Raw genomic sequence first — 18,960 nt, forward strand, 5'->3', positions numbered from 1 at the left:
AAGGAGGTGATCGAGATGGCGACAATCGAATTTAAAGAAGCGGTCGGTCGAGTTTATTTCGATGGCGGGTTAACGGAAGATGGAAAACTCATCCGCAAATCGAAAACGTATCGGAATATTGTAGAAAACGTCGAGGCAGATGCTTTGTACAATGCACTGCAAGCACTTGGACAATTATCGGAACTTCCATTCATTGGGGCGGAAAAAGTGGAAACTTCAAGTGTGATGGGCTAAGCCTGCCAATTGGCTAACGCTATCATGCAACACTCATTTTAAAGGAGGATTCGGAAATGGCTAAAACCTTACAACTGAACTTCAGTACAGCTACCGGCAAAAATGTGATGCTGACCGTGGATGAACCACGTGAAGATCTGACGGCTCCCGAAATCGAAGCAGTCATGCAGGATATCATCACTTCCGGTGTATTCGAAGTGGATGGATCACCATTGGAAACAGCGAAGAACGCCCGCATCGTCGAGCGTAATGTCACCGAAATTGTAGGAAGCTAACTTGCTACAACCGGTTCACCAGTTTTCGGACTGGGAACCGGTTTTTCATCTTATCCAAGAGAGGAGGAAACGGGATGGAACAATGGATACAACTCATACAGGAAATCGGCTTCCCGATTTTCGTTTCGTTCTATCTATTGCACCGGCTCGAAACAAAACTCGTCGCCATCCATGATGCACTTGTTGCGTTGAAGGAGAAATGATGAGAGGAAACGTTGCTTACTTCCCCGTGAAAAAAAGCAGAATCGGCATATTGAAAGCAATGCCGGTTCTGCTTTTTCACGTTCCTATCTAGGTATCTTGTGAATAATTCAGTAATGAATCCAATTAATTGAAAGCGCTTCCAACAAAATGAAGATGAATTATGGCTAGCACAATCAACACTGGCTCCCGTGATGATAATCTATTGCTCCGCAATACTTTTCTCAATAGAGATCTTCGGAACCTTTTTACTATCCGCTTTTCCAATAGTCAACATAATAGCGATAAGTGCAGGAATGGCAAAGACGATGTTGACCATGATTCCTGCCGGTGCCGCAATTGCCTCGTTTCCTGTAGCAAGTATCGCTCCGTAAACGGCTGCCGAAATCGCTAATCCAAATGAAAAACCAAGTGAACTTGACATTTTATAAATTCCTGAAGCTACTCCGGTTTTATCGAATGGCACAGTTGCGACAGCCGTATCGATCGATGGAGTCGCATATAATCCCAAACCAGCTCCAGAAAGCATAAAGCCGAAAAAGACGACAATGACATACGCTACATCTGGTAAAAAAGTGAGAGCCGTCAAACATATGCCAAGTGATGACATGATGGCCGCCGCAATCATCGGTTTTCTAGCCCCTACTTTTTGTAGCAATCGCTCGCCGATACGAATCATCACCAGTAGAGCGACCAAATTGCCGATCGTTAAAAGACCAGACTGAAATGCGGAAAAACCTCTTGATAGTTGTATATACATATTCGTAACAATGAATGTGCCCGCAACAGCATTCAACAAAAAATTGGAAGTCGTCGCACCCATATATGGTTTAATTTTAAATAACGAAAAGTCAATAAACTGATTTGATTTTTTCATTTCAATGATAAAGAACAAAGCAGCCCCCACCAAAGCCACGCCAAACAAAGTGAGCGTCAGCGGACTGGTCCAGCCTAACTCCTCTCCGCGAGTAATGGCGACATTCAAAGCGAGCATAATCCCGACAAATATGAAAAATCCAGTAAAATCAAATCTGGAATTGCTCGATTGCTTTGCTTTACTTTCAGCGATGTCTTTCAATAAGTACATTGAAACGAGTGAAATCACAATGGCGAGAATAAAAATCCATCTCCACCCCATATAAGTAGCGATCGCTCCCCCGATCAAATACGTAGAACCACCGCCTCCCCAAGAACCGATTGACCAATAACTAAGTGCCCGTTGCCGATCTGCTCCCTGAAAAGTTGCTCTTACTAAAGCAATGGTCGATGGCATAATGCATGCTGCCGAAAAACCTTGAAGTACACGACCCGAGATTAAAAGGATAGACTCTTGCGCCAAAACGAGACAGAGTGATCCAATAATACTTAACACTAATCCTATATATGTCAGCTTCTTACGACCGACTTTGTCCGAAATTCCACCAGCTGCCACAATAAACATTCCTGAGAATAAAGCGGTTAAACTAACTGCAATATTTAGCGTACCGAGAGAAATACCTAAATCTTTTTGAATTGCAGGTCCGACGCTTACCATCGACTGCGCAAAAAGCCAAAATGTGAGCACGGCAAGAACGATGCCAATCGTCATTTTAGTTGCCCCTTGGTTGCTTGTTTTCATTATAAACCTCCTCACTTTGTTTATCGCCGGTTTTTTTATATAGATTTTTGACCTATATGAAGTCATAGAGATAAAATTTTCGGGAAGGGTGTGATTTCCCTTCCCGGCCTCATTCCATTCTTCCTCTTTAATTGCTCGTGTGTGCCGTTAATTCTAACGCCGGCTTATTTTCCTTTTCCTTCAAAATAAAACTGATAAAGTCGAGAATAAGTCTCGCACCTACTTGACTCGTAATTCCAGTCGAGTCATATGGAGGGGATACTTCAACTAGATCGAAACCGATAACATTTCCTCGTTTTGCGATTCCCTCCAGTAACTCATTTACTTCATCATAAAACAATCCGCCCGGAGATGGAGTGCCCGTACCCGGTGCCAAAGATGGATCCAGGCCATCGATATCGATTGTCACATAATAGTTTTCCCCTTCCGGAATTAAATCCAATAGTGCATCGATTCCCAGTTTTCGCATTTGGCGTGGGGATAAAATCTCGCTTCCGTATGCCCTAGCCGCATCTACATCTTCCTTTTTACTACTGCTGATTCCACGAATTCCGAACTGGAACATCTTGTCGACATGATCCATTTCTGCTAAACGACGCAGCGTACTTCCGTGCCCATACCTTTGACCAGAACGGTGATCCGCCCAATCCAAATGCGCATCGATTTGAATGACATGGAAGGGTCCAACAGAGTCCAACGCTCTTCCGACCGGAATGGTAACGGAATGGTCTCCTCCCATCACAACAGGCAGCGCACCAGTGGAAACAATTTTTCGAATAGATTCTTCCACATTTTCAAAGCTTTGTTCCAAGTCACCATGCACCATATCTACATCGCCACAATCGACGATTTTGCAATCAGGACCTAAATACATAATATCTTTTTCGATATCGTAAGCCCCATCTAAACCAAAACTATATAGCGTGGATCCTTCCCGCATACCGCGGGGCCCCATTCGTGTTCCTGATTTCCACTGTGTCCCCATGTCATATGGAATTCCAATCACCGCGACATCTGCGTCGAGCTCATTAAGATCTGTGCAGATTGGATATTTTCCAAACGAACTAATTCCCGTAAACGGAAGATTCAGAATTTGTTTTTCAGATGGATTGGTCATTGTACATTCTCCTCATATGCTTATTTTCAAGAAAATGCCCAGTCAGCCCGATTTTCTTGTTAATGAGATAAATGCAAGTACCGTGCCAACAATTCATACATCGATTACCCATCAGACATTTGCGACTATGAAAGTGCTTTATAATAAGGGTTGGATTCAATGGTATTCTTTATTTCAAACTGACTCTTGCGCTTACAAACACGGGCGGCCTAGTTGTAAAATCCCAAAATAAGCTTAAAAAACCTAGTCGCTGTTGACTAGGTCCGTTGCACATATTGATTGATTTTCCGATTGGCCGTTGATTGGCTAATGCCCAATTTTTTCGCTAGTTTAATACTACTTGGATACTTTTCGTACATTCGCACAATATAATCACCTTCCATCCTTTGAAGATATTGCTCCAATGTCAGATCATCGTTAGGAATAGGCGTCACCCCAACCTGATCGATATCAATGCAATCCTCATTTGAGGTGATTAAAATGCGTTCTATAAAATTTCTCAGTTCTCTAATATTACCGGGCCATTCCTGTCTGTTCAACCAAGACAGCATGTCAGGAGTGAATTCTTTATCCATCTGATGCTTCTCGTTGAACTCTTTCAATAGCTCAACTACTAAACGAACCAGCTCTTCCCTTCTTTCCCGCAAAGGGGGTATCATAATCCTGATGACATTAATTCGATAATAGAGGTCTTCCCGAAAGCGTTTTTCTGCAATGAGTTTTTGTAAATCTTGGTTCGTTGCACAAATGATGCGACATGTTAAAGGTATTGTTGAACTACCGCCCACACGTTGGACCATTAAGTTTTGAAGTACGGACAATAGTTTAACTTGAAGGCTAAGTGGTAACTCGGAAATTTCATCGAGAAAAATCGTTCCTTTCCCTGCCGCTTCAAAATACCCTTTCTTCCCACCCTTTTTCGCCCCTGTGAATGCCCCTTCTTCGTATCCGAATAACTCAGATTCGATCAAGGATTCGGGAATGGCTCCACAATTCACTTCAATGAAAGGTTCCTTGTTCCGATTGGACTTTTTATGAATTTTGCGGGCAATGAAGTTTTTTCCGACACCCGTCTCGCCCTCTAATAATACGGTGACGTCTAAGCTGGAAACTTTTTCAACAATACTATACACTTGTCCCATTTTGCCATGATGCGCCGCTGAAAGATACATCGGATTGTTCTTGATCTTTTCAATCTCTTTTTCATACAGGGCCATCAGTTCAGCCACTTGCTGATTCGTCTTCTTCAGATAATCCAATTCTGTAATATCTCTTGAAAAGCTAAGCGCTCCCTGAAGTTGCTCATTTTCATCGAAAATAGGATGACCAGACACTACAAGCTTTCTTCCCTTTTTTGTTTCTTGAATAATCGTCTCGCTTTTTTTCGATTGCAAAACTTTACCGGTCACAGAAGGTGACAGTATTCCTTGTTTCTCCAACAAAAAAACACTTTGATGAATGACTTCCTCTGCATGGATTCCGAACAAATCTTTAAAACGTTCACTGGCAAATAAAATCTTACCATCTGCATCGGTGACAAAGATTTCGTCAAATGAAGATTTGATAATACTTTCTAATATTAGGTGACTCCGTTCTAATGAAAGCATCCGTTTCTCCTCTAGTCATTTTTAGTTATATACTATTCACAATTGACTATGTTGTCAATTAATTATTAATCTTTTATTCTAGACTAAGTCTTCTGTTGGGATAATGCTCCAGCGATAGAAAACAAATATCCTCTCAAGTCCCGAAAGACTCAAGAGGATATTCCGATTGATAGACCTGCTACTAGATTTCTTTTGAAAAAACAGTGGTAAATGGACTTTCTGCACTACGTTAAAACCTATGAAACTACATATTCATGAAATGCCCGTTCCACTTTGTGGCGGCCGGCTTCGATTTCTGGATGGAATTGGATGGTGGCCGCTTCGCGGATCGCTTTTACTTCTTGCATCGCTTGCTGGATGTTCTCGTTCTGTTTGGCGATGGAGTATCCGGCGAGCTTTCCTTGTGCGCGTGCCACTTTGGCGCTTTCGATGCCGGTGATATTCCCGGCGACGTACAGTCCTTCGAGCGGTGTTTCCATTTGCTCATTATGAATCGGGACATGTCCGCCTAATTCTTCTACGTATTGGAATGGACAGCCGATAACCGCAGCAAGTTCTGTCAACGGATACAGTCCGCCTGCGATGCAGACAAAATCGACCTCGATTTTCTTTTCAGTTCCCGGAATCACTTCTCCTTCAGGCGTGAGATCACACATCGTCACGGATTCCACTTTTTCAGTCCCATTAATTTGCGTAATCGCTTTTCGGATGTGGATCGGCATGCCCCACATTTTCACGCCGCCCTTTGGATAGAATTTCACAGCTAAATCACGTACCCAAGCGGCTTTGGCGAATTTGCTGCCGAAACGGAGGAAAGCGGATGGCGCTAAATGGGCGATGCGTACCAATCCTTCCATCACCTTACCCGGATGTGCATGATTTTTCGTGACCGGGTTGTTAACAGGTAACGCCATGCTATGCAAACCCACACCTGCAAGTTGCAGCTCACGGGCGATTGCGGCGGATAAGACGTTGACCCCCACGATGATTCCTTTATTGCCCACACGAACACGATGAACATTGGTCATCACTTGTGCCGCCCCGATGGACATGACGCCAGGAAGCGTCCAACCTGGGATTGGCGCGGCCGTTTCTGCGGCGCCCGTTGCCAACAGAACATTTTTCGTCTCAAAAAGGCCTTGATTGGTATGCACAATATAGCCACCCTCTATTTTTTCAAGATGATGGCAGGAAACTTCACATTGGATTGTCGTATTCAGCTTCTCAGCTTTCGCCAATAAAGCCTTCGTCTCTTCAATTCCATTCCACCATTCCCCACTTGGTTCTTGATGAAGTTGTCCAAGAAGCCGTCCACCCGGCTTCGGAAATTCATCGATCACAAGTACATCCAAATCGGATTCGCGGCAGGCAATTGCGGCGGATAAACCGGCTGGGCCCGCACCGATGATCACGACATCACGCATGCGGAACACCCTCCTTATGATTGTCATTCATTTTTTCGAATTCAGCATACGTACGCGGCCATTCTTCTGGTGAAGCTTTAAATGGAGCAGGTTGCATCTTCCCACTTTCAATGACCATGTCATTTTGAATAGGCGTCATACATGCGCGTACGATTTTGGCATCATTTACCGTTACACGACATTCAAAACAATGCCCGATATTACAATAAATGGCGCGTGGTGCACCTGTCCCTTCATGTACGCGTAATTGTCTAATTCCATTCGCGAGGAGTGCGGATGCGATCGTATCGCCTTCAAATCCTTCATATAATTTGCCGTCAAAGGTAAAAGTGACGGGCGTCTGGTTGGTTAATTTACCTAACACCGGATGATCTATGATACGGTTCGTCATCTTGATTCCCCTCCTAAAATGGATAATGATACAGGCCGAATAGGAGGTTGGACTTTCAACGGAATGTCATGGCCCGCTCTTTCTCCTGTTACCGCTTCCAAAACGGCGTCTACAGCAGGTCTGCATGTGCGCCCCCCGCAATAACCCATTCCAGCTCTCGTACGCAATTTCACTTCACGGGCAGAACAATTATAATGGCTGGCAGTCTGTTGGATATCTTCCAACGAAACTTCTTCACATCTACAAATAATCGTTTGATCCACGGGGCAACTCCTCCTTCAATAAGTGTAACGATAAAAGTTGACACAATATCCTCTTCTATTCTAACATTAAGAAAAGATAAGTATATTCAAATTTTAGTAAAAACCAATCAATTACGCCTCGGCGTAATTGTGTCCAGATTTTGAATCGAGCTTGCTCGATTAACTCCTTTCAAAATCTGTGACATCCGCCGGAGGCTTGGGCCAACAGGATGTTGGTCACTCAGGCGTTGCCAATCAAACAGCGAAGGGTTTGATTGGCCGTATTTCTGCGTTTTTTTGCAGAAATTAAGGCACTTTTTGGACGCGGCGACCTTAGCCTGAGTTCCTCTAATCAGCAGGTAGTCTGGACTCCCTCTGATTGAAATGCCTTCTGGCATTCATCCCACCACTTATGGAAGTGGGGGGATGAATGCTGAATCAAGTTATAATTCATTCTACTTTCTAGAATAGACTACATGACATTTACATGTCAAAGGAGGCCGGGAAGATGTCGCAAAATAAACATGCTGAAGTAGCAATTATCGGTGGCGGTATTGTCGGTTGTGCAATCGCTTACTATGTTGCCAAATCAGGAATTGACTGTGTATTGATCGAGAAAAATGATATCGCAAGCGGCACCTCTTCACGCTGTGATGGCAATGTCACGATTGTGGATAAAGACCCTGGATTTGATAGTTTAATGTCCTGGAAAAGTCAAGAATTGACGATAGAGTTGAGTAACGAACTGGATTTACCATTCGAATACCGGGCACTCGGCAGTTTGCTCGTCTGTGAGAATGATACAGAAATGCAGGCAGCGAAAGAATGGGTGGACATTCAAACAGCGGCAGGATTGAAATTCAACTTGCTTGACCGGGAAGACCTTCGACAAGAATCCCCTTATTTTGCAGATGATATTCCAGGCGGGCTAGAATGTGAAACCGATTCGCTCATCAATCCTTATCTGTTTTGTTATTCCTTGATTGAAAAGGCCAAGCAATATGGTCTGAAATTACAGACTCATGCTGAAGTGACAGCCATTACGAAAAAAGAAAATTTTACGATTGAAACGTCGAATGGAACATTTACCGCGAAAAAAGTCATCAATGCGGCAGGCGTTTGGGCACCTTTTATCGGCAAAATGCTCGACCTCGACATCCCGATCATCCCGAGAAAAGGGCATATCATGGTGGGCGCCCGACAAAAGCCGGTCATGATGCGCAACGTCATGGAGTTCGGTTATTTGATGAACAAATTTGGCCGGGAGCGCATTGTTGATGAAAGAACGGAAAAACACGGTGTCGCATTGGTGCTGGAGCCGACGGAAAGCCAGAATTTCTTGCTCGGAAGCAGCCGCCAATTTGTCGGGTATGACGGAAGAATCGATATCAATGTCGTGGAAACGATGGCGAGAAGGGCAATCCGTTTCTATCCGAAATTGAATGATTTCACAATGATTCGTACGTACACCGGTTTTAGACCGTGGACAGCAGATCATTTGCCAATCGTTTCAGCCGTCGATGAAATCCCTGGATTCTTCATTGCTGCAGGACACGAAGGAGATGGCATCAGCCTTGCCACCGTAACAGGCAAATTGATTGAACAATTGATCCGCGAAGAATCGGACACGATCATTCCCGTTGATCCATTACGCTTTGAACGTTTTAACAAAGTACCGGCTTTGTAAAGTGGATTCATAATTGAAAAGTACCAAATTCTAACGCTGAACTGCATTAGAATTTGGTACTTTTTTGAGTGGTTTGTCGTAGTTTTAATCGCCCTATTCTTCCCATTTCACAAGATTCGGCTGTTCATCCAATATGGATTCATATTGCTCTTTCGCTCCATATTGTCCTTGCGGATCAAGCGTCATATATCTCTTATATTTTTCAGCACGGATTTCGGGCGTTGCCCATCCATAATGCTTAACTCGCAAATGAGAAATATGATTGGACAATTGAAATATATTTTCAGGAAATCGACCGCAATGTTGCGCCGATTCTTTCCAAGTATACGTAAAATCTTTTCGGTATCTTAATAGGAAAGGACGGTACATCGAGTGAGCGCGCCAATGGTCGTCCTCACGATAATGCGTCGCATTCCAAAAATCATACAGTCTAAATGAATAAAGGTCGTATTTCTCTTGCAACAGTAGCCCATTGATCTCTTGAATAAATCTGTCCTCAAATAGTTCATCGGCATCCAAATTTAAAATCCAATCCGGTTCCGTCTTGATCGTTTCCTCCCACTGTTGCTTGCGCAAGTCGATTTCATTGGAAAACTTGGAAACTTCATTTCTAATTATTGTCAATGGGATGCCCTTTAATAGTTCCTCGCAAATTTCTACAGTATGATCTGTACTGCCGTCATCGATAATGACAGCTTCGTCAATGACAGGCAGATGCTTACTTAACACTTCTCGTAAGTACCCGTTTCCTTCATTTTTTACAATCATCGATAAAGTCAGCTTCGGTTTAACGATGTAAACATTTTCAAGAGCTTCCTTTTCGTTGTCATAGGCCTGATTAAAAAACTCAGGAATCCCCACAATATCCTCGTCCCTATAAATATGGTAAGCGGGATAATGCGTATCGACATGTAACGGCAATCCAAGAGCAGCTGCCCGGATACAAAAATGCCGATCTTCTCCCCAAAACATCAGATTAGGGATTTGGTTAAAATTGACCCCTTTCTGAAGCGCCTCCCGTGACAGTAGCGTACATGCACCAAGCCCTCCCACTTCATACACGCCTGGCACTCTTAGCTCATTCAAGAATTCGTTGAAGCGTATCCTAGTTTGCTCATCGGATAACTGTTCTCCTCGTTGCTTTCGATATTGGATATATTCGTCATAGAGCCATACTTGTGGTTGCTCGATGGCATTCGGTTGCCACCTGGTCCAAAAGATTTCAGATATAATATCCTTTTTCTGCTGAACGAGATGCGTAATCGTTTGCGGGTATAATAATAGATCCGAGTCAACCAAAAATAGGTAGTCCACCTGTTGCTCTTTTGCCGATTGAATGATCGAGTTTTTAAAATCTGCGACTTTCCAAACGAGATGCTCATTCCAATAATGGGTAATCCCATCCGTTACATATTCATCTTGATACGTTGACTTTTCAATGAGTACGGATGGATTGCGTGCGTGAAATTTTTCAAGAAGCCGACTGGATTTTTGGTTTTTATTATCATCTATAAAATGAAAAGCGAATGTGAGATCTTCTTGTTGAAGTTGTTCTAAGGAATACAAAAATGCCCCTAATACTTCCGGCTTTTGGTGCACCGGACTTGCGATCAATACTTTCTTTTTTCCTTCTATCTCATTCACCATCTTTCCATTCATAAAGATCCTCGTTTCTCAATTATTATATGTATCGCGCAATATAAGTTCCCCACACCCAGGCATCTAGATTTTATTTTCAATTTACAGGATAATAGAAGAAGTTCATTCGTTAGTTTATTGGAGGTTTTATTGTGGGGATTAATCGTATTTCGTTGCCGACTGCTTATATGATCGAAACGCTGCGCAGTAACGGCATATCTGATGAACAAATCCTTCATCAAATCAAAGAACGGGATGTAACGCCTTGGGACCGTTTGCATTCAAATTTCGACTTTACAAATCTTGTCGAGCTTGCCGACCAAGATGGAATTAGTTTTGAATCGATCATCCAGGACGGCTATACCGTGAAATTCATTACGATAAGAGGATTGCAGACATTGTTGCAATTGAAATTTGATAAGATTGTAGACCGCGATTACCAAGTAACCGAAACAGGCATTTCAGGACTGCAGTTGGAAGAATCTGATTTCACGGTACTGAAACAATTACTCTCTCGCAACTGTAAAATTCAGGAGACGCTTCCCGTGAATAAAGGGATTGCCATCGAGCTAGTCTAAAAGTGAAAAAAGGTTCCCGCGGCTAGATTGCCAAGAGGAACCTTTTTTTGTGTGCTGAAACAACGTTGTTTACTTTGAGTAAAGCGTTGCGAATGGAACAGCAAAGGGTTCGATTTGCCTTAATTTCTGCGTCTTTTGCAGAAATTAAGGCACTTGGATAAGCGCAATTTACTCCCTTCAAAATCCGTGACGTCCGCCGGAGGCTTGGGCCAACAGGATGTTGGTCACTCAGGCGTTGCCAATCAAACAGCGAAGGGTTTGATTTGCCGTATTTCTGCGTTTTTTTTGCAGAAATTAAGGCACTTTTTGGACGCGGCGACCTTAGCCTGAGTTCCTCTAATCAGCCGGGATTTGAACCCCCGCTGTATTGAATGTATGTCTAGCATTCATCCCGCCACTTATGGAAGTGGGGGACTTCTGCCGAAGCAAGTTAAATGGACATACTTTCTTAAAACTGCGTTTGTTCTTGGAGCTTTGCCGCAAAATATTTACGCGCTTCGGCGGTCTGAATCTGCAAACAAACTTCTTCTTCCTGCCGTTCAAACTCGACAAACATCCCGCTTAAATTTTCATACACATTATGGATTTTAAAGCCCCTGTCTAAATAGTCATCTACTTGTTTCATTTCATCCATGCTAAGTAAATGATCCGACATAAACACACCTCGCTTTTCTTATTCAGCACCTTTTACTTCGATTTCTTGCACGACGATATCGTCCCAATCGTGACCAACTGTAATCCCTAAATACTTGGCGTCACTAGGATCGTCTAGTTCGGCTTGCGGGTACTTTTTGAACCACCAATATTTCGCCAATACATAGTACACGAGTGCCCCTACGAAAAAGCCCACCAATGAAGAATACGTTGAGAACATATTTGCTAAGACACCGCCAATCACCCAAGCGATTAACCCCGCTAAGTTAAAGCCATTCGTATACTTATATTGGCCGTCTAACTCATACAGATCTTTTACATTCACACGACGTTTACGGATTAAATAATAATCGGCGAATAATATTCCCACAATTGCTGTTAAAATGCCGCCAATGATTAATAGTGCATTGACTAAGACGCCAAATAAACTCCACGGCTGTGCTAAAACCCCAATAACCCCCGCGACGATAACCCCAGCCCAGAACGGCACTTTTGGTCCGCCAATGTTTGAGAAAATCGTTGCCGCAGGAATAACGTTTGCCGACGTATTGGTCGACCATTGTGCTAGCACAATCATCAGCAATAAAATCCCTAACACAAATCCACTTGCACTTTGCTGCAAAGCATTTATCGGATCAGCAGATGCCACGGCCATATAACACACTGCACCAATGGTTACGATAAATGTATTGGTAATCGGCATCACGATTAAAGAGCCAACTAACTGTGTTTTATTGCGCTTGAACCAATTGCGTTCATTTTTTGGCGCTTTAAAGAAACGTGATAGTGATGGCATATCTGCTGCTAACGTTGCCCAGAATCCCATGTTCGCCATAATCACGACCATAAATGCTGTAAAAGCTGCCACCCCTGTCGTCGGTGATTCCACCCAAGTCCACACATCTTTCCCTTGAGCCGTTGCATGATCGGCAAGCGTAACGTACATCCAGCACGATATTAAAATAATAATCGGCGCCGCTAAATCCGCAAAGCGCTCAATGGATTTAATGCCAAGCGATGTGTTAAATAACTGTAATGCTGCAAAAACAAGGAAACATAAAAACCAATTATTAAAGCCGAATAATAAATTCAAAATCCCATTGATGGCCATTGCGCCAAAATAGGTATTAATCCCGAACCAACAAGCAGCTGTCACCCCACGAACGAGCGATGGTAAATGCGTGCCAATTGTACCAAATGGGGCACGCATATAGACAGGGAAGGACAAGCCGTGCTCAATACCGATATCACCGATTAACGTCATAAATACGCCGATTAACACAGAACCTATCATTGTCGCTAAAATGACCATCGGCAATGGCAAACTCATAATAGCTGATCCGCCAATTGCAAAGGCGGCTAAAACGATGGCCATTCCTACCCAAATCACAGCAAAACCAAATGTCCCGATATTTCTTTGTTGGTGTGTCACTGGAAGTAAATCTGGTGATTTTAAATAATCCCCACCATTCGCCATTCATGCCTCTCCCTTATAGTAGATTTCCAGTTGATCAACAAACAATTGACTTTTTTTATCGGGCAAAATTACTGATAAGTGATTGACGTTCGTTCCAGGTCATTGGCGCAATCGTAGACTTTCTTTCGACCATCGAAATCGCACCGTCTACTGGGCACACAATCGAGCATAAATTACAGCCTACACAATCTTGTTCACGCACCTTTAGCATCGGACGACCACTCTCTGTGTACAGGTCAATACATTGATGCGACGTATCTTCACATGCAATATGGCATTTATTACAATTAATACAAACATCATTATTAATTTCAGCAACAATTTTGTAGTTTAAATCTAAGTCACCCCAATCAGAATAACGTTGGACCGACTGGCCGACTAGATCCATCACCGAGGCAATGCCCTTGTCATCCAGATAATTAGTAAGTCCATCAATCATGTCTTCGACAATACTAAATCCGTGGTGCATCGCTGCTGTACAAACCTGTACCCCCGTTGCACCCATCAGCATAAATTCCGCAGCATCCTGCCAATTTGAAATCCCACCAATGCCCGAAATGGGTACATTGACGAAAGTATTTCGCGCACATTCTGCGACCATATTTAATGCAATCGGCTTGACAGCAGGCCCACAATATCCGCCATGTGACCCCTTCCCACCAACATGCGGCACCGTATTCCATGTATCTAGATCGACACCCGCTAAGCTGTTAATCGTATTAATCATACTAACGGCATCTGCCCCGCCTCGCACCGCCGCTTCTGCCGTCATCGTAATATCTGTAATGTTTGGTGTGAGCTTGACGATAACAGGTGTACGTGCAACTTCCTTCACCCAGTACGTTTGCTTTTCAACCAATTCAGGGACTTGACCAGAGGCAGCTCCCATTCCTCGTTCTGCCATCCCATGTGGACAACCAAAATTAAGCTCAAGACCATCAACCCCCACAGCTTCTACTTTTTTGACAATCTCATGCCACTTTTCCTGCTGTGGCTCTACCATTAACGAAGCGATAATGGCATGGCTCGGAAACTTTTTTTTCGTTTCAAGAATTTCCTGTAAATTAACCTCTAACGGTCGATCCGTAATGAGCTCAATATTATTAAAGCCCGCCACTCTCTGTCCATTAAAGCTGACAGCTGCAAAGCGTGAGGTAACATTTAAAATGGGCTCGCCCAAAGTTTTCCAAACCGCGCCACCCCAGCCGGCTTCAAATGCACGTTGCACTTGATAGCCCGAATTCGTCGGTGGTGCCGACGCTAACCAAAATGGATTCGGTGATTTAATCCCCGCTAAATCAATTCGTAAGTCCGCCATGCTACATCCCCCCTATGCAATCTCGCTCGTTTTTTTAAAACGCTCATGAATGATGTAAGCAACATCTTTACCTTGTTGTGCAGCTGTTACCACCATTGCTTCCCCTTGGCCATTGCCGAACACGACATCTCCACAGGCAAACACTTTGTCATTCGATGTTTGCATAGTCGTTTCGTCAATGTCTACTACTCCGTTCGTATGCTGTAATCCAAACGCTTCAATGAGCGAGACAAAACGCGTTTGTCCAATTGCTTTAATGACCGCGTCCACCTCTAGTACAAACTCAGATCCCTCGATTACTTCCGGTCGTTGCCTGCCGTCTGCACCCGCCTCTCCAAGCTTCATCTTGACGCACTCAAGTCCCACTACTTTCCCTGCCTCATCCCCGATAATTTGTTTCGGCGCTGTCAGCCACTTAAATCCAACGCTATCCTGCTTGGCAAATTCATATTCAAATTGGTAAGCAGTCATCTCTTTTTCTGTTCTTCGATAAAGAATGTCCACTTGCTCTGCGCCTAGTCGCACAGCACATGTTGCACCATCGATGGCTGTGTTACCAGCACCAATAACCGCAACACGTTTACCGACTAAGTCCTCCGTCAGTGCACCCACTTTTGTGTGCTTGACAAACTCAATGGCATCATGAACGCCAGCTAGTTCCTCACCTTGAATGCCAAGATTAGGCACGGACCCCATACCAACCGCTAAAATAACGCTGTCATATTGCGCTAAAATTTCCTCGGCAGAAATATCCACGCCTACTGTTGTGTTTGTTTGAATGTCCACACCAAGCTTTACAACTTGCGCCACTTCCCAATCCACTACATCATTCGGTAATCGGAATGACACGATACCGTAGTTGCCCAAGCCCCCCGCCTTTGCTTCTGCTTCAAAAATTGTGACATGATAGCCGAAGCGACTAAGCTCACGCGCCGCCGATAAACCAGCGGGACCAGCGCCAACAATCGCTACCTTTTGTCCATTTGTTTGCCCTTTTTTAAATAGCTCGATATCTGATTCCATCGCCCAATCTGTTGCATAACGTTGCAAGTGTCCGATTTTAATAGGCTTTGTCGAGGAATTTAACACACATGCCCCTTCACATAATTCCTCGGTCGGGCATACTCGCGCACAGCTTGCACCAATCGGATTGGCCTCCATAATTGTCATGGCCGAACCTTTCATATTATTGGAAGCTATCTTTTTAATGAAATTCGGAATTGGAATACTTGTTGGACAAGCTGTAATGCAAGGTGCGTCATAGCAGTACAGACAGCGATTCGCCTCTTCTAGTGCTTCATTTTTTGTCATCCTGCTCGTCATTTCCACAAAATTCCGTTCGAGTTGCGAAGTCATTGAAACATTCCCCCTCATGGATTGATGTTTAGACGTTGATTGTTTGCGCAGTCGTCGGCTGTAGTGCACGCTTGATGTATCGGCCACTGCCTAGTGCCCCTACAAATTGTTTGTTTTTAATGACGTATTCACCACGCACAAGTACACTGATAGGTTCGCCTGTTACTTCCCAGCCCTCATACGGGTTGTAGTCGACATTCATATGATGGGTGTTCGCTGAAATTTCACGTTTTACCGTAGGATCAAAAATGACGATATCCGCGTCAGAACCAATCGCAATCGTTCCTTTCTGTGGATATAAACCGAAAATTTTTGCGGCACTTGTCGAAATCATATCGACGAAGTCATGGATGGAAATTCGCCCTTTCGCCACACCTTCAGAAAATAAAATGCTAAAACGATCTTCGATAAACGGTCCACCATTTGGAATTTTAGAAAAGTCATGTAACCCTAATTGCTTTTTCCCATTAAAGCTAAATGAACATTGGTCCGAGCCAATCGTTTGCAATTGCTTGGATTTTAGCGCATTCCACAAATGCTCTTGATGATATTTCGGGCGAAGCGGTGGTGACCAAACATATTTCGCCCCCTCGAAGCCAGGCTGTGCTAACGCTGACTGATCGAGCGTTAGATAGGGTGGACATGTTTCCCCATACACGTCATAGCCCTTTTCTCGCGCTGCGATAATTTCATCTAACGCCTCTTTACACGTTACATGTACAACATAAAGCTTGGCACCTGCGATATGTGCTAGTTCAATAGCCCGTTTCGTCGCCTCGCCTTCTAATTCGGTGGGACGCGTCAGTGCATGATAGATGGGCGCCGTCTGACCAGCTTGCTTCGCCTCCTCTACTAATTCGTCGATAACTGAGCCATTTTCACAGTGGACCATGACAACTGCGCCCATGTCTTTTGCGATTTTAAAGGCTTTGAACAGCGTACGGTCTGTCGCTTGAAATTCTTTTGCGTAAGCCATGAACACCTTGACAGATGTAATCCCTTCCTGCTCTAGTAACAACGGCAACTCGGCTTCTGTTTCAGGCGTTAAATCACTAATCATTAAATGGAAACCGTAGTCAATGGCTGATTGACCCTTTGCTTTTACATGCCACTTTTCCACAGCCGTCGCAAGTTTTTCTTCACCCGCAGATAAGCAAAAATCTAAAATGGTCGTCGTCCCACCGAAGGCAGCCGCAATTGTACCCGACTTCCAATCATCATCTGTCACCGTGTTGTTAAACGGCATATCCAAATGCGTATGCGGATCAATTCCCCCAGGCATTACGTATTTACCCCTTGCATCTACAATTTCCGCTCCGTCAGCTGATAAATTTTCTCCAATTTGTACAATTTTACCGTTCTCTATTAAAATATCTGCCTCATACATATCTGAAGCTGTCGCAATGAGTCCACCTGTAATCACTTTTTTCATGCTACCCTCACCCTTCAATTAATGAATAATCAATTACGCCTCGGCGTAATTGCGTCCAGATTTTGAATTGAGCAAAGCTCAATTAACTCCCTTCAAAATCTGTGACATCCGCCGGAGGCTTAACTTGAATCAGCAGGGAGTTTGGACTCCTCTGATTGAAATGCCTTCTGGCATTCATCCCGCCACTTATAGAAGTGAGGGACTTCTGCTGAATCAAGTTAAATGTATCAACTACTTTTAGTGATGAACCAATAGGCTAGCGAATGATCGTATTTTAGCCCGCACTTATCATGAGTTAAGTGTTTGTTTTTTGCCCACGCTGAATTTCGTTTGCAGTGTCAACACGGTTTCCAGTAGCACGTCTGCTCCCTTTACACAGTCCTCAAATGTCGTTTCTTCCTCCTCACAATGACTTTTCCCGTTCATACTTGGTACAAAAATCATTGCTGAGGGGATGAGGCTCGCGATATACTGGGCATCGTGCCCCGCTCCGCTGAACATCCGATGGAAGGAATAACCCAATTTATGACAGGATTGTTCCACTTCATTGCAAATGGCTGTATCAAAAAATACCGTATCCCTCCCCCACAGCTTAACCGGACGAATGTAGCAACCGTTTTTCTCTAAAGCTAAGCCTGTCAATACTTTCTCTACTTTGCGCATCACCGCTGGATTTTGATGACGCGAATCGATAGTAAATACTACTTCATGCGGGATGACGGTATGAATATTAGGTGTCACGTGCATACGCCCAAATGTGAACACAAGCTCTTCGTCGATTTCGCCTAACTCCTCATGTAAAGACGAAATGATACGAGACGCTTCAATCATAGGATCTTTGCGCATCGACATCGGCGTTGTGCCAGCGTGATTGGATTCGCCTGTCACGGTAATTTCATAACACACCATACCTAAAACACCTTCTACCACACCAATTTCACGTTGCTTTGCTTCTAAAACCGGTCCTTGTTCAATATGCAACTCAATATAAGCAAGAGCTTCCGTTAAACGATTTCCTTGCTTCCCCTCATAGCCACTTGCCTGCAATGCTTCTTGAAAGGATGTACCATTTTTATCGACAGACTGTAGCATTTTTTCTTTACTGAATTTGGAAGCAATGACACCAGAACTCATCATTGCCGGATCGAAACGCGCACCTTCTTCATTCGTAAAATTCACAAGCATTAATGGGATTTCGAGCTCAATGTCATTTTCCTTTAACGTCTGTATCGCCTCTATTGCTGTTAAAATGCCTAAGACACCATCAAACCTGCCACCCTTTTCAACCGAATCTAAATGGGATCCCAGTACGATTGGTGGGCAATCTTTTTTTCCTGGTAGAGTCGCATAGATATTTGCCATATCATCTATTTGAATATCCATGCCCAACTCTTTACAAATTGTGCAAAAATAATCTCTCGCTAACACATCCTCTTTCGAAAGGGACAAACGGGTTACGCCTCCATTGGTAGTTGCACCAAATTGACTAAATTGTTCAATTAAACTCTGCAATCGATTACGATTACATTTATACATATGCAAGTCCTCTCTTTCACAGTTATTAAAAATAATACTATTACGAATATCCTAAAATTATAAACGTGTTAACGCATTAATAATTATGCATAATAGGAGGAAGTTATGAACACACACTAACCGCCAACAATTACGAGCAAATTTTAATGCTCCTCTATAAAACCTTGGATTGCAG

Annotated in this window: 18 protein-coding genes; 5 read left to right on the plus strand and 13 right to left on the minus strand. The window is 43.6% G+C overall.

What is annotated here, in order from left to right:
• The first annotated feature begins 15 nt into the window (after positions 1–15).
• The 3 genes from MHZ95_RS14875 to MHZ95_RS14885 all read left to right on the plus strand — a co-directional run bounded on the left by MHZ95_RS14875 (position 16) and on the right by MHZ95_RS14885 (position 712).
• Positions 16–234 (plus strand): DUF1659 domain-containing protein, encoded by a 219-nt coding sequence (locus MHZ95_RS14875; RefSeq protein WP_239391574.1) that lies wholly within the window; start codon positions 16–18, stop codon positions 232–234.
• 56 nt (positions 235–290) lie between these two features.
• A complete protein-coding gene (locus tag MHZ95_RS14880; RefSeq protein ID WP_239391575.1) occupies positions 291–509 on the plus strand; it encodes a DUF2922 domain-containing protein in 219 nt (72 codons plus the stop codon).
• 74 nt (positions 510–583) lie between these two features.
• The gene (locus MHZ95_RS14885) at positions 584–712 is read left to right on the plus strand and encodes a YvrJ family protein (protein ID WP_239391576.1); all 129 of its coding nucleotides are present in this window, start codon (positions 584–586) and stop codon (positions 710–712) included.
• Positions 713–912: 200 nt separating this feature from the next.
• On the opposite strand, the gene MHZ95_RS14890 is transcribed toward MHZ95_RS14885, so the two are convergent.
• From MHZ95_RS14890 to MHZ95_RS14915, 6 genes are all read right to left on the minus strand, one after another.
• On the minus strand, positions 913–2,331 hold the full coding sequence (locus MHZ95_RS14890; RefSeq protein ID WP_239391648.1) for an MFS transporter: 1,419 nt from the start codon (positions 2,329–2,331) through the stop codon (positions 913–915).
• Between the two features lie 124 nt (positions 2,332–2,455).
• A complete protein-coding gene (gene speB, locus MHZ95_RS14895) occupies positions 2,456–3,445 on the minus strand; it encodes an agmatinase (protein ID WP_239391577.1) in 990 nt (329 codons plus the stop codon).
• Positions 3,446–3,702: 257 nt separating this feature from the next.
• Positions 3,703–5,052 carry a sigma-54 interaction domain-containing protein gene (locus MHZ95_RS14900; RefSeq protein WP_239391578.1) on the minus strand — a complete coding sequence of 450 codons (1,350 nt, stop codon included), beginning with the start codon at positions 5,050–5,052 and terminating at the stop codon, positions 3,703–3,705.
• Between the two features lie 236 nt (positions 5,053–5,288).
• Positions 5,289–6,476 carry an NAD(P)/FAD-dependent oxidoreductase gene (locus MHZ95_RS14905; RefSeq protein WP_239391579.1) on the minus strand — a complete coding sequence of 396 codons (1,188 nt, stop codon included), beginning with the start codon at positions 6,474–6,476 and terminating at the stop codon, positions 5,289–5,291.
• Positions 6,469–6,867 (minus strand): (2Fe-2S)-binding protein, encoded by a 399-nt coding sequence (locus MHZ95_RS14910; RefSeq protein WP_370643061.1) that lies wholly within the window; start codon positions 6,865–6,867, stop codon positions 6,469–6,471. Before MHZ95_RS14910 ends, MHZ95_RS14905 begins: the two co-directional genes overlap by 8 nt.
• Entirely contained in the window at positions 6,864–7,130 is a 267-nt protein-coding gene (locus tag MHZ95_RS14915) for a (2Fe-2S)-binding protein (protein ID WP_239391580.1), read from the minus strand. Before MHZ95_RS14915 ends, MHZ95_RS14910 begins: the two co-directional genes overlap by 4 nt.
• 487 nt (positions 7,131–7,617) lie before the next feature.
• Here MHZ95_RS14915 and MHZ95_RS14920 point away from each other — a divergent pair, with 487 nt between their 5' ends.
• The gene (locus MHZ95_RS14920; RefSeq protein WP_239391581.1) at positions 7,618–8,796 is read left to right on the plus strand and encodes an NAD(P)/FAD-dependent oxidoreductase; all 1,179 of its coding nucleotides are present in this window, start codon (positions 7,618–7,620) and stop codon (positions 8,794–8,796) included.
• Positions 8,797–8,889: 93 nt separating this feature from the next.
• Here MHZ95_RS14920 and MHZ95_RS14925 read toward each other — a convergent pair whose 3' ends face one another.
• Positions 8,890–10,455, minus strand: coding sequence for a glycosyltransferase family 2 protein (locus tag MHZ95_RS14925; RefSeq protein WP_239391582.1), 1,566 nt, complete (start codon positions 10,453–10,455; stop codon positions 8,890–8,892).
• A 131-nt stretch (positions 10,456–10,586) separates the two neighbouring features.
• On the opposite strand from MHZ95_RS14925, the gene MHZ95_RS14930 reads away from it, so the two are divergent.
• Complete coding sequence (locus tag MHZ95_RS14930; RefSeq protein WP_239391583.1) at positions 10,587–11,012, plus strand: hypothetical protein; 426 nt, start codon at positions 10,587–10,589, stop codon at positions 11,010–11,012.
• A gap of 448 nt (positions 11,013–11,460) precedes the next feature.
• Here the strand turns inward: MHZ95_RS14930 and MHZ95_RS14935 are convergent, their stop codons facing one another.
• The 6 genes from MHZ95_RS14935 to MHZ95_RS14960 form a co-directional block, all read right to left on the minus strand.
• Positions 11,461–11,667: a hypothetical protein gene (locus MHZ95_RS14935; RefSeq protein ID WP_239391584.1), complete on the minus strand. Its 207-nt coding sequence runs from the start codon at positions 11,665–11,667 to the stop codon at positions 11,461–11,463.
• 18 nt (positions 11,668–11,685) lie between these two features.
• A complete protein-coding gene (locus MHZ95_RS14940) occupies positions 11,686–13,143 on the minus strand; it encodes an NCS1 family transporter (RefSeq protein ID WP_239391585.1) in 1,458 nt (485 codons plus the stop codon).
• Positions 13,144–13,198: 55 nt separating this feature from the next.
• On the minus strand, positions 13,199–14,461 hold the full coding sequence (preA, locus tag MHZ95_RS14945; RefSeq protein WP_239391586.1) for an NAD-dependent dihydropyrimidine dehydrogenase subunit PreA: 1,263 nt from the start codon (positions 14,459–14,461) through the stop codon (positions 13,199–13,201).
• A 12-nt stretch (positions 14,462–14,473) separates the two neighbouring features.
• Positions 14,474–15,817: an NAD(P)-dependent oxidoreductase gene (locus tag MHZ95_RS14950; RefSeq protein WP_239391587.1), complete on the minus strand. Its 1,344-nt coding sequence runs from the start codon at positions 15,815–15,817 to the stop codon at positions 14,474–14,476.
• A 28-nt stretch (positions 15,818–15,845) separates the two neighbouring features.
• A complete protein-coding gene (hydA, locus tag MHZ95_RS14955) occupies positions 15,846–17,249 on the minus strand; it encodes a dihydropyrimidinase (RefSeq protein WP_239391588.1) in 1,404 nt (467 codons plus the stop codon).
• 288 nt (positions 17,250–17,537) lie between these two features.
• Complete coding sequence (locus MHZ95_RS14960; protein ID WP_239391589.1) at positions 17,538–18,785, minus strand: Zn-dependent hydrolase; 1,248 nt, start codon at positions 18,783–18,785, stop codon at positions 17,538–17,540.
• Positions 18,786–18,960 lie beyond the last annotated feature (175 nt).

The organism is Sporosarcina sp. ACRSM (assembly GCF_022346545.1).
GTDB lineage: Bacteria > Bacillota > Bacilli > Bacillales_A > Planococcaceae > Sporosarcina.